General features: G+C 37.7%; 10 protein-coding genes and 1 pseudogene. All 11 read right to left on the bottom strand.

All coding sequences use genetic code 11. From position 1 onward, the window contains the following. Nucleotides 1–146: 146 nt before the first annotated feature. Nucleotides 147–434, bottom strand: coding sequence for a hypothetical protein (locus BT797_RS11760; protein WP_075472207.1), 288 nt, complete (start codon nt 432–434; stop codon nt 147–149). Between the two features lie 563 nt (nt 435–997). Then, nucleotides 998–1,429, bottom strand: a complete 432-nt coding sequence (locus BT797_RS11765) for a hypothetical protein (RefSeq protein ID WP_244534185.1) — start codon at nt 1,427–1,429, stop codon at nt 998–1,000. Between the two features lie 153 nt (nt 1,430–1,582). Then, the gene (gmtX, locus tag BT797_RS24575; RefSeq protein ID WP_254796131.1) at nt 1,583–1,798 is read right to left on the bottom strand and encodes a gamma-mobile-trio protein GmtX; all 216 of its coding nucleotides are present in this window, start codon (nt 1,796–1,798) and stop codon (nt 1,583–1,585) included. Then, the gene (gmtX, locus tag BT797_RS11770; protein WP_254796132.1) at nt 1,749–2,237 is read right to left on the bottom strand and encodes a gamma-mobile-trio protein GmtX; all 489 of its coding nucleotides are present in this window, start codon (nt 2,235–2,237) and stop codon (nt 1,749–1,751) included. The genes gmtX (BT797_RS24575) and gmtX (BT797_RS11770) overlap by 50 nt, the downstream gene beginning before the upstream one ends. After that, complete coding sequence (gmtZ, locus tag BT797_RS11775; protein WP_075472209.1) at nt 2,234–6,406, bottom strand: gamma-mobile-trio integrase GmtZ; 4,173 nt, start codon at nt 6,404–6,406, stop codon at nt 2,234–2,236. Before gmtZ ends, gmtX (BT797_RS11770) begins: the two co-directional genes overlap by 4 nt. A gap of 94 nt (nt 6,407–6,500) precedes the next feature. Next, nucleotides 6,501–7,892 carry a gamma-mobile-trio recombinase GmtY gene (gene gmtY, locus BT797_RS11780; RefSeq protein WP_075472211.1) on the bottom strand — a complete coding sequence of 464 codons (1,392 nt, stop codon included), beginning with the start codon at nt 7,890–7,892 and terminating at the stop codon, nt 6,501–6,503. A 123-nt stretch (nt 7,893–8,015) separates the two neighbouring features. Further along, nucleotides 8,016–8,123: pseudogene (locus BT797_RS24285) on the bottom strand (radical SAM protein); the annotation flags it as partial. 149 nt (nt 8,124–8,272) lie between these two features. After that, nucleotides 8,273–8,926: a TetR/AcrR family transcriptional regulator gene (locus tag BT797_RS11790; protein WP_045111986.1), complete on the bottom strand. Its 654-nt coding sequence runs from the start codon at nt 8,924–8,926 to the stop codon at nt 8,273–8,275. Nucleotides 8,927–9,271: 345 nt separating this feature from the next. Next, nucleotides 9,272–10,345: an alanine racemase gene (alr, locus tag BT797_RS11795; protein WP_045111987.1), complete on the bottom strand. Its 1,074-nt coding sequence runs from the start codon at nt 10,343–10,345 to the stop codon at nt 9,272–9,274. Nucleotides 10,346–10,354: 9 nt separating this feature from the next. Beyond that, nucleotides 10,355–11,782, bottom strand: coding sequence for a replicative DNA helicase (dnaB, locus tag BT797_RS11800; RefSeq protein WP_045111988.1), 1,428 nt, complete (start codon nt 11,780–11,782; stop codon nt 10,355–10,357). Between the two features lie 181 nt (nt 11,783–11,963). Then, nucleotides 11,964–12,278 (bottom strand): c-type cytochrome, encoded by a 315-nt coding sequence (locus tag BT797_RS11805; RefSeq protein WP_045111989.1) that lies wholly within the window; start codon nt 12,276–12,278, stop codon nt 11,964–11,966. Nucleotides 12,279–12,282: the final 4 nt, after the last annotated feature.

Genomic DNA, 12,282 nt, shown 5'->3' on the forward strand with positions numbered 1-12,282 from the left:
ATCTTCACTGCTTGCCAAAATATACTCACTGATATTAAGCAACAACAGAGTTAAATGTTGTAAAAAGACAAACCACATGGCTAAGTAGATTAAAATAAGCTCTGAAATACATCCCATTGTCATAAAATTCAGAGCTAATTAAGTAATCAGTTAAAACTAGGGGTAATAGTTAAGCTAAGTTTATTTGCTTTTCTTTTTCGCTCTAAGCATCGATTAGTAGCGTCAGTGAGAGGAGTGTCACCATTTTTCACTCCCTTCATATACATTACAGCTGCAGCAGCTTGTAATACAGACGCTGCTGACTCAGGGTCTTTCATATCGACAGTCATCTCGGCAATAAGCTCTGAATCTGTAATATTATTTTTCTCAGCGCGCCCCAAAGCATTAAATTCTTTTCTTGCTCTGGTTTGCTGTGTTTCAAAAATATTTTTCATATTTATCTCCAGTGCCCGCAGGCTGAATAGTTAAATTGTTGAAATCTCTCATCTAATAGATCAATGTTCAATCTACATGTAACCTCTGTCATTAATTACTACGCATTGAGTTACATTTGTGTTCTTGTTCGTTCGCTTACCAATTTAGCTAAGTTCATAATCTTAGTATCTAGACAGTTTTTCCCCTTTGGATGGAGAGCTTGAGGTTTCATTTAATTTAAGTCATAAAAATCAAGTGCTAAAGTGAAAACTGACATTAATGTATTTTAAAACCATTAATCCGCCCTTAACCAACTAGAACATTTAACACCCAATAACTGTTCACTTTTAAGGCTGCCATTGAGTGTTACATTTATCTATGTTCCATCGAACACACCTACTTAATTAAAAATCACTATTAATTTCAGAGTGAATAAAGATAAAACAGAGTTGTTTTTTGGGTATGCTTGACGGAATATTTCTATAAAAATACAATTTTCAATGATTCAAACTGAACAACAATTCTGATACAGGGGGATTATTGAAGATCTTAAACCACAAGATAAAGTATAAGGCAGTACACTTTATTGACCCAACTTATCCAGTCCCATTACAATTATCTGTTCCTGAGTTAGTTTCTTTCCATCTTGACCCAACTCAGTCCGTAACTTGTTTATCCGCTCTTGTGTTTCAGCACTTATCGTCACGCTGGTAGGCTTTTCTTTTGTATGCTGACGCTTAGCTCGGCTTCGGTGGCTGCGTAAGCTAGCACGTAATGAGACGATGTATTCGGGTGTTAAATTATTAACCAGCATTTCAGCATATGCAGTTAACAAAAAAGCTGCTTCATCCTCGGTTGCATCTACAATAGCTCTCAATGGCTCAGTTTTAGCAATAAGATTACGATCAGTGTTATAAGTAAAGGCAGAAGGCAAGTCACGCTTCACTTTGTTATAGACATAAAAAATTTCACTTTGCTTAATTTCAAACATATCACCACCTGTTGCATGTTTCATCTTGCTAGTAAGCTTAAATTATCAAAATGAAACATGCAGCACCCTTAAAAAATCAAGATACACATTCGTTTTCAGGGCAAGGAATACTGGAAAACCCTAACTACGAAGGAGATCCAGCTTAACCAACTATTTACACTTTAATAAGAAGTGCCATCATTTTTCCTCAATAGCATACGCATCTAATATTTTTTCAATTGCTCCAACAAAGCCAATCTTAAATATCTCTTTCCCATCTTGTTCTACCCTGCCACGAGAATCTTTACTTAAACCAAATTCATTAAAAAACTGTTCCGATATTGCATGACTTAATGATTTTAATTCACTTGCTGTGAATTCGATGTTTACCTTTTTTTCTTCTCTTAGCGGCAACTGTTTTACCTGTGGTCAGTGGTGGTTTACGCATATCAATTTGTAATACTGTGACTTCTTTGTATTTTAAATTTTCGGCATGCAATTTACGATTTTCATTAATCAAATCCAAAGCTAGCCACCGAGTCTGATGATCTTGAATATCTTCTGCCCACTGATCTTTCTTTCTTGTAGTTCGTGGCCTTGGTTTTTTCTTATATTCGTTTTGCCAGGCTTTGAGTAACGTTTTGTATTTATCACCCGATCGGGTTTTGTTACGTATCGCATTCTCTTTTGGCCCACCAACCTCCTCAGACAAACGACCGATTGTTGCAATCGTAAAGTCTAACGACCCTCGCTCATACTGTTCTTTACATATGTTATGCAATGTCGTTAATGACTTACCTGTTTTAGCCGTTGATTCAAGCACCAACTTTTCAAGCTTTTCATCCAATGTCATTTGATTTCCTTAACGTCAATAACATTGTCATCGTTAGTCGCAGTGCTAGTTGCTAATTGCAGTCCACTACACTTAGCGTTATCGATTAGCAGCTGAACCTCTTTCGTTATACTTTTCATTGAACTACTATTCACGACTGATGCGCTATTTTCATTTAGCCTTGTACCGCCTGCGGCAACACTGTTTAATTTATTCCATGACCCAAGACGCTTTAACAACAACTGAGTAACTTGATTACCAATTTTAAGCTGTTCTTGCACAGGCATTTTGAACAATGCGCTACTTACATTATTTGCCTGTAGCATTGCATCAATTAACTGCGTTCTACGTGGGGTAACATTTGCAGCATCAACTATCGAATAAATTTCTGAGTCCTGGCAAACTGTATCAAAGAGTTCAAATTCACTTGAATCGTTATATTCAATACCTATTTCCCCGATATTATTATTTATAACTAATGCGAGTTTATTTTTTGAATTAGACTTATTAACGAGAGATTTGGACATTTCAACAAGCCTTGCAATAGCAACAATATCATCTTTATGAGCATTCAATCTTGTTGCGTATGCTTCTTTGTTTTGTATTGATTTCGCAAGTTCTAACCTCTTCGTGAATGGTATATCTTCCAGTTCACAATCATATGCTTCATCTTCAAGTATTTTAACGTCTATTGTGTATTCTTTCTGTTTTTCATTCAGACTTCCGCACTCAGTTTGAATCCGGTGCATAACGGCTGCAAGACCCGGTATATATCCAACTCCGGTCATAAAAAAACGACACCGAGGGCAATTACGCTCACCAAGATAACCTTTCGGGACAGGAGCATAGAGCAGCCTTGTTTTTGTAGACTCAATAATTTTACCTCCTTCATTACAGCCAGTACCGGCCATTGGGCATATACCGATGTCTGAAATAAAGTAACTTGAAGTAGGCCAGTTTGTTGTAAATTGCTCAACCCCACCATTTGTATTACAAATAAGGTTTTCATCTGCTCTCTCTAATTGCTTCTCAAGTAGTTCGAGAGCCAAATTATCACCGCTGGCTTTAAACATGTTTTTTTCGGCTTGTTCGAGGTAATGCCGAAACTGCCCACCACCTATTTTTGTATAGTAAATTGTCATCATTAACGAGTGATGACCTACGATTTTACTCACCACTTCAATTGGGATTTTACCATCGGTAATATAAGCAGAAATAAGACTGACACGAAGGGAGTGAGGTGTATAAACAGTTTCATAACTATTCAAAGCATTTTTATCGTTTAATTTCTTCGTTAATTTAAGGTCTTTTGTTTCAATTTGAGCTAAAACAAATGCAAAAGCATTTCTAAATACAGCCTCGTTCATTGGCGTCACATCGCCCATTTCTCGAAATAAAAAACATTGAGACCCCATACTTTTTAATTTTTTAGTATTGGTTTTTCGACGTAGTTTAATTTCCGTCCACAGCGTAGGTTTATCCAGTGGATTATAAGTAGATTGAAATTCACGAAATTGAATGATCCATTTACACAAATCAAAAGGGATATAAGGGACAGCGTAACCACCTTGTGATGATGATGTTTTATTTGTTGTAACATACATACCGGCATGGTCGCCTGGATAGCGCTTTATAAAAGATTCTTTTACTACAGAGTTCAATTTAGATGGGTTGTTAATCCATTCTATCTCACCGTTATTGATAACGGGCAGATAACTATCTGCTTCACCGGAGTCGAGCTTTGTGACCTGCACACCGCGAATTGGAACCTGTAATAATGTGTACAGCATAATCCATCGTGTCGGCATCCATATTTCATATACAAACTCAACGCTTCTACCGCTGTTTATATCTTTTTTTCTACTTGTTTTATTATCTTTTTTTCGATGACGCCAAACACAGTTAAGATCCAACGCATTAATCTTCGATTCCTCTACCTCAATCCAGTCTTGATCTACAAGGTTATGTAGGTGCTTTAGATCAGTAAAATTATTACAACTGTCAGGAAATATCCATTCACGTGCTTTTACTATATATGAAAAAGCCAATCTTGGTTTATTTGACTCGCTAAATTTTGGTGATTTAATATGAAGCAGATCACTTTCAAAATAGTTAAATGTATTTGATAAAAGAGGCGCTTCATCTTCTTCTGTATCATTATCAAATCCGGATAAATCGGCGATGATAAAATCAATAAATTCCACTACAATTGTATGAAATATCTTCTTCGAAGATTCTCCAAACGATGAAAAAAAGCTTTCATACTCATTTAAATCTATTTTCTTTTCTTTCTGAGATAGGCAAACTAGCGGGTTAAGTGAATAGTCAAATTCATCAATGAAATATTGAATGAAATTTTTAAAAGCACGCTCTTTTTGAGATATGTTATTTTGGTTAGCCATAAAACTAGAAAAATATAGAAACCATTTAGGATGAGATTTTTTTATTATTTCTAGAGTATATTTTACTTTCCGCTGAGGACATAAAGCATCCCATAAGCTAACATTTTCTTTATCAATGTTCATTTCATTGGCATACCCTGCGATGAATTCAGCTTGCTCCGAGTCTGTAAAAAATTGAGTTAAAGTGCTAGGAAAGAACTCATTGCGATGATAATTTTTAGCATATGAAGAAGAAGCGGTTATCAATACTTCACCAGCATCATTATTTATGGTTTCTATCCCATCACGCACATATTCGAGTGTTACATCTGCAATCGGTCGCCTCAATAAAGCATCCCATAAACCCACCTTATTTTTGTTAACGTTCATTTCATTAGCATATTCAGCGATAAATTCAGCTTGTTCCAATTTTTTTAAACCCAGGGGGATATTAGAAGGTAAAAATTTAGCACGCTGATAGTTTTCAATATAAGAGTCATGACCTATTATTAATAGTTCATCGGCCTCATTGTTTATGATTTCGATCTCATCACGTATATATTTAAGTGTTACATCCACAACCGGACGCCTCAACAAGGCATCCCATAAATTTACACTCCCTTTATCAACGTTCATTGCATTGGCATATTCGGCAATGAAATTAGTTTTTTCAAAATCTGAAAAAAAATGATTTATACTACCAGGTAAGAATTTTACGCGTTGATAGTTTTCAGTATACGTAGACACACCTGTTATCAAATCTTCACCGGCGCCACTATTTATGATTTCGATTCCATCACGTACATACTTGAGTGTTACATCCATGACAGGACGTCTTAACAAAGCATCCCACACATTCACACTCTCTTTAAAAACGTTCATTTCATTGGCATATTCAGCAATGAATTCAGCCTGTTCTTTGCCTGTAAAAAACTGAACTATAGTACTAGGAAAGAACTTATTGCGATGATAGTTTTCTGCATACGAGGCAGAGTTGCTTATCAACGCTTCACAGGCTTCACTATTTATGATTTCTATCCCATTTCGTACATATTCTAGTGTTACATCCGCAACTTTACGCCTCAATAGAGCATCCCATAAACCCACACTTCTTTTATTAACGTTCATTTCATTAGCATATTCAGCAATGAATTCAGCTTGTTTTGAGCCTGTAAAAAACTTAGGAATACTACGAGGTAAGAATCTACCGTATTGACAGTTTTTACTATACGAAACAGAACTGGTTATCAATACTTCACTTACATTACTGTTTATAATTTCTATTTCATCTCGTACATATTCGAGTGTTATATTAATAGTGGGACGCCTCAATAAAGCATCCCATAAATTTACACTCCCTTGCTCAACCTTCATTTCATTAGCGTATTCAGCAATGAATTCAAATCGTTCCGAATGTGTAAATACCTCAGTTATATTACGAGGTAAGAACTTCGCACGCTGATAGTGTTTAACATACGTGGACGAGCCTGTTATCAATACTTCACTAGCATTGCTGTTTATTAATTCTATTTCATCACGTACATATTCGAGCGTTATATCCACAACCTTACGCCTCAATAATGCATCCCATAAATTTACACCCCCTTGCTCAACCTTAATTTCACTGGCATATTCAGCAATAAATTTAGATCGTTCCGAATGTGTACAAACATGATTTATTCGAGAGGGTAAGAGATTATCGCGCCGATAGTTTTTACTATATGAGGTATACCCTGTTATCAATATTTCATCGACATCACGATTTATAATTTCTATCGCATTTCTAATTTCTGATAGTGTTTTATACATGCAGTTTCTATTTTTACGTTTCAATTTAAACACTCACTTTATGATTTTAAATATTATTAATATTTTTATATACGCCCTACATTTAATCATATGATTAAGATTCTTCGACCTTATCGAGCATTTCTGTAATTTGCTCATCAGTAAATCGTTTATAGCTTTCCTGCGAGTCAGGAGATACGTGGGCTAACATTCTTTGAATCATAATACGATGCTCCGTTTCTGAAATACCATCCCCTAGAGGCATTGTAGTAACTCTCTGCCCATATGAATGGCGCAGTCCATGCGGTGAAGTGCCTAATTCTTTACTCATCGTCATGCCAATCTTATGAAGTGCAACTTGATATCGTTCTCTGAATGCAGACATTGAGTAAGGAGCTCCTTGCGCATTCGTAAATGCGAATGGATGCATATTATCTTCAGGTGGATTAACACGTTGTATCTTCATATAACTACGCCAATAATTTGCAAACTCGATGCCTTTACTCGGTGGAAACCAATGCACAAATCGAGCGCCATTTTTATCGACAGCGGGACTCTTCCAACCCGCATACATACAGCTAGTTTTTCTATAATGTGTTCGAGGCTTGAAGGCGAAATAAAGACCTAGAGTGGTTTGTCTATCTGTAACACCTGATGTGTTATAAAATTTAGGGGAAGTACCTATCGATGGGTGATAAACATTAACCTTTGATTGACCCGTAATAGCATTTATCTGAATATCATCACCCCAGATATGAAAGCATTCACTTATACGTAATCCACCGTAAAACATAAGATAAGATATCAATACATTCCGAAGTTCTAATCGTTGTTCATCTGGTGCAGCCGAGGATATGCTTGGCCTTGAATAGCCAATGTTTATTAATGGATCAAATTTAGATTCGGGAAATGCGTATATTTGCTCAAGATCATGACGCTGACCAGAATAACTAGCCCTGCCTCTATGAACCCTAGATTGTTTCATCGATTCTTCATCACGACTTCTTGATGAGAGATGAGATAGAAAAGAATTATTTAGCCGATGCGAACTAGCAGCCCAATTCAGCTTTTCTTCAAATTTTGTCGCTTTACGGAAAGGATTTAACTGTAGATTATTATTATCAAGTATATCTGCAAGATGATCAGAATATTCCGTGATGTAGTAAACAATACGATCGGCGTTAATAACGCGACGAGGTTGCCAGCGCAAGTTAGACGGATCATGACCCTCTTCATCAATAGTGCCAGTATAAAGACAGTCAGCAAAGCTTTTGAACATCTCACGGGCATGTTCAAAACAACCATCATTCGCATCTATATAATCAAGTAGTAATCTTATTGCATGAGCCGATGCATTTATCCAGGTCTGGCTTTTATTGCTGTGCTTCTTCAAATAGCGTAGGTAGCTATCGAGGATGCCCTCACCAGTGATAACAACAGGCAACTCAATTTGACTACCGGTATTATCAACTGTGATGACAGACTTACATATTATAGAGGCTAACATTACCCATTCCTTATATTACACTTTTACACTAAACACATGCATGTAATATAAAGTTAGCACAAGATATTCTATTCAAATATCCCTAAACTACATTGAAATATTATATTTGTTATACCCCAACTAATCGCAAAAAGAGCAGTTATTCCAAGAGCAGCCATTTGCGACCTGTAAGATCAACGATCGCCATTCACTCGGTGGACGAAACACAGGTTCAACATAAGAGATAGGCAAGTAACAATTCCATTATTTAAGAGTCAGCATCCGCTGCTAATTTAGGAAGGAATCTAGCAGTGGCTATATTATTCAGCACTGCTAGCTTATTCGGTTATTATACTCGTATCGAGTCTAATGGCACGGCAACAATAAACAACCTTACATTGTTATTCAGAACTTGAGCTTGAATTTATCTTAAAGTCATAACCAGTAAGGTGAGCGTAATGAGTCAAGTATACTGTCGCTAGTACTTTTGCTTCACGTACGTATTTATCCGCAGATTCAGGTTCTTGAACTGCTAAACGTAAAATAGAACCTACGGTACGCGGTAAAATAACCGAGATCATTTTAATTTGTTCGCTACTAATATCATCAGATACAATACTCGTCATTTGCTTTTGAATAACAGCAGAATGAAAATCGAGTGCTGACTGGTCGATACTTTTAAGTTCAGGTAATGAGTCAACACCCGACCAAACCGCCATGTAGCCAGGTTCTTTACGGTAAAACTCAGCGTATGTCTCAATGACTAGTTCAATACGTTCTTCAAGCGGCAAATCATTTGGCACCGCAGAGAAGCGTAATTGCAGCGCTTGTAAATGACGCTCAGCGAGCGCTCGGATAATCGATGCTTTGTTCGGAAAATAACGATATAACGATGTTCTCGTTAAACCCGATGCCTTAGCAATATCTGAAGGCGTCGCATTAGCAATACCAATCTCATCAAATAAGGCTGCTGCTGAATCAATAATTTGCTTTACTCTTTCAAGGCTTCTTTCTTGTCTAGGAAGATTTCGTTGTGTTGTATTATTATCTGTCATATGCCCCTCTTACTGCTATACAAATTAAATGATAAAAATGAGATTAGATAAGCTTAGTCGCAGCCACTAGCCACATAAATCAATTTTATAATTATTAATGAATTCCGAAATAAAACAATAAGTTACTTTATAGATTTAAATCCCTATTAAATCCAAAGGTAGAGCTTGAACTCTAGTTAATCATAACGTAATTAATGAGTAAATTGCAGATGAAATGTACATATTTTAATCTACTTTATGCATTTAAATTCATGACTCTATGTTACCTATAACATAATGCATTGATATGACTTAACTTTCATTGGTCTTGGCAAAAAAAATCTGGGCATCAGGGTCAACTAATTTTTATAAATATTTAAGTGTAACCCGTTGCGTAAGCTTAGTTACGAGTTCATATGCAATGGTTCCTATGTGTTCTGCCACTAATTCTGCTGGTAAACCGGCCCCCCACATAATCACTTTATCACCCACTTTATCTTCGCATTCGGCACCTAAATTAACCGTTAACATATCCATAGATACCCGGCCAACAATCGGCACAATACGGCCATTAATTAATACAGGTGTTCCTTCTGGCGCCATACGTGGGTAACCATCACCGTAGCCTACAGCAACAATGCCTAAGCGTGTATCTTCCGACGCATTCCAGATACCGCCATAACCTGTCGTTTCACCTTTTTTAATATCGTGTACTGCAATTAAATCTGTGGTTAAGGTCATCACTGGCTTTAAACCATGCTCTACCGCTGTAGCGCCGATCATCGGTGAAACACCATACAGCATAATACCTGGACGGATCCATTCTCGACGTGCGGCAGGCCAAGCCAAAACCCCCGCAGAGTTAGCAATAGAGTGCTCACCTTCTTCACCAGCAACTAATTCATCAAATAAATCAATTTGGCGTTGGGTGATACTTGGATCTGCTTCATCAGCACAACTAAAATGCGTCATTAACCGTGCTGGTTGCACTACATTAGTATTATTCTTTAATCGCTCAATTGCACGTTTACAGTTGTTAGGACGAATGCCCAAACGATGCATACCGGTATCCATTTTCAACCAAACATGAATAGGGGCATCTAAATCTGCTTGCTCTAGTTCATCAAGTTGTTGTTCAATATGAACCGATGTTTGGATATTATTCGCCACTAAGATCGGTAATTCATCTGTCGAAAAAAAACCTTCAAGCAGTAAGATTGGTTTTACAATACCACCACTACGCAGTGTGAGAGCCTCTTCAACCCGAGCAACTGCAAATGCATCAACCGCTTTAAGCGCGCTTGCGACTGCAAGTAGTCCATGCCCATAAGCATTTGCTTTAACAACAGCCATTATTTTACTGTTGGGGGCAATTTTTTTTATCTGTTTAACGTTATGCTGCAATGACTGCAAACATATTTCAGCCGTTGCTGAACGCATAGCTATTCCTTAATAATCATCATCATAAGCAGGACCAGTAAAATTATCAAAACGCGAGAATTGACCATTAAAGGTCAGTCTAACTTTACCAATAGGGCCGTTACGTTGTTTACCGATAATAATTTCGGCGGTACCTTTATCAGGAGAGTCATCGTTATAAACTTCATCACGATAAATAAACATAATTAAATCGGCATCCTGCTCAATAGAGCCTGATTCACGAAGGTCTGAGTTAACTGGACGCTTATCCGCACGTTGCTCCAACGAGCGGTTCAACTGAGATAAGGCAATCACAGGACATTTAAGTTCCTTAGCAAGGGACTTCAATGAACGAGAGATTTCGGCAATCTCCAAGGTTCTGTTTTCACTTAATGCAGGTACGCGCATTAATTGTAGGTAGTCAATCATGATCATACTGATGCCACCATGATCACGTGCAATACGACGTGATCGCGAGCGTACTTCGGTCGGAGTCAAACCAGAACTGTCATCAATGTACATTTTCCCCTGCTCAAGCATGCTCTTCATGGTCGCAGACAAACGCGCCCAATCATCATCATCTAATTGACCAGTACGTACTTTGGTTTGGTTAATTTTACCGAGTGACGCGAGCATACGCATCATAATCTGTTCCGCAGGCATTTCTAGTGAAAAAATAACCGCTGGTTTATCTTGATTTAACGCCGCGTGCTCACATAAATTCATCGCAAAAGTCGTTTTACCCATAGATGGCCTAGCTGCGACAATAATCAAATCTGATGGTTGGAAGCCGGTGGTCATGGCATCAAGATCATTATAACCCGACGCAACCCCCGTCACACCATCATGCGGAGTTTGATAAAGCTCTTCAATTTTATCAACAGTTTCTTGCAATACGCTTTCTAAGTTCTTCGGACCTTGACCTTCGCTCTGTCTTGATTCTGCAATTTGGAATACTTTGCTTTCCGCTAAATCAAGTAGGTCGGTACTTTTACGCCCTTGTGGCTCATAACCTGATTCACTGATATCGCTGGCTACCGCAATAAGTTCACGTATCACAGCTCGTTCACGCACAATGTTGGCATAAGCAGTAATGTTTGACGCACTTGGGGTATTCTTAACAATATCACCCAGATACGCAAAACCACCTGCATCATCAAGTAATTCTTCATTATCTAGCCATTCGGAAACGGTAATAATATCCAGTGGAATATGTTGGTCCACCAGCTTTGCCATTGCTTCGAAGATAAGTTGATGTGGGCGACTGTAAAAATCTTTTGCTACAATAAATTCGGTTACACGATCCCAGGCTTCATTATCAATGAATAAGCCACCTAAAACCGATTGCTCAGCCTCAAACGAATGCGGCGGCACTTTTAGCGCATCAACAGCACTGTCTTTTCTATTTTTATCTTTTGAAAACTGATTTTGAAACTGGTTTTGACGTTTTTCGGCCATGCTAGCACTCACGAAATTTAGTGTGATTAACCATTATCCTAAAAATATCCCTGTAGGGGAAATGAAATAACCAGAGAAGTGGGAAAAATTTATATGAAGAAATCGTTTGCTAATTTTTTGGTTAATAAAAAAGCCCCACAATGAGGCTTATGTGCTTATTAACGTAACGGTTAACTCAATACTATTTAAGGCTTGAGAAATACGCTGCTACGTTATTAATATCAGCATCAGATAGTGCGGCAGCTTGACCTCCCATCACAGGTGCCATACCGCCAGTACGTTGACCCGCTTTGTATGCTTTTAATGCATTAACTAAATACATTTCTTTCTGACCCGCTAAATTTGGGTACATAGGAACAGCAGAAATACCTGACGCACCATGACAAGCTGCACACACGACTGCTTTGGCTTTACCAGCAGCAACATCACCCGCAGCCATAGATAAAGAAGGTACTAAACATGCTAACGCAACGATCATTGTTGTAATTTTTTTCATCATA

It is taken from the genome of Moritella viscosa (assembly GCF_900120065.1).
Taxonomy (GTDB): Bacteria; Pseudomonadota; Gammaproteobacteria; order Enterobacterales; family Moritellaceae; genus Moritella; species Moritella viscosa.

Coding starts and splice junctions, on each gene's coding strand:
- BT797_RS11760 (WP_075472207.1), bottom strand. CDS start 434: ATGAAAAATATTTTTGAAACACAGCAAACCAGAGCAAGAAAAGAATTT.
- BT797_RS11765 (WP_244534185.1), bottom strand. CDS start 1,429: ATGAAACATGCAACAGGTGGTGATATGTTTGAAATTAAGCAAAGTGAA.
- gmtX (WP_254796132.1), bottom strand. CDS start 2,237: ATGACATTGGATGAAAAGCTTGAAAAGTTGGTGCTTGAATCAACGGCT.
- gmtZ (WP_075472209.1), bottom strand. CDS start 6,406: ATGTATAAAACACTATCAGAAATTAGAAATGCGATAGAAATTATAAAT.
- gmtY (WP_075472211.1), bottom strand. CDS start 7,892: ATGTTAGCCTCTATAATATGTAAGTCTGTCATCACAGTTGATAATACC.
- BT797_RS11790 (WP_045111986.1), bottom strand. CDS start 8,926: ATGACAGATAATAATACAACACAACGAAATCTTCCTAGACAAGAAAGA.
- alr (WP_045111987.1), bottom strand. CDS start 10,345: ATGCGTTCAGCAACGGCTGAAATATGTTTGCAGTCATTGCAGCATAAC.
- dnaB (WP_045111988.1), bottom strand. CDS start 11,782: ATGGCCGAAAAACGTCAAAACCAGTTTCAAAATCAGTTTTCAAAAGAT.
- BT797_RS11805 (WP_045111989.1), bottom strand. CDS start 12,278: ATGAAAAAAATTACAACAATGATCGTTGCGTTAGCATGTTTAGTACCT.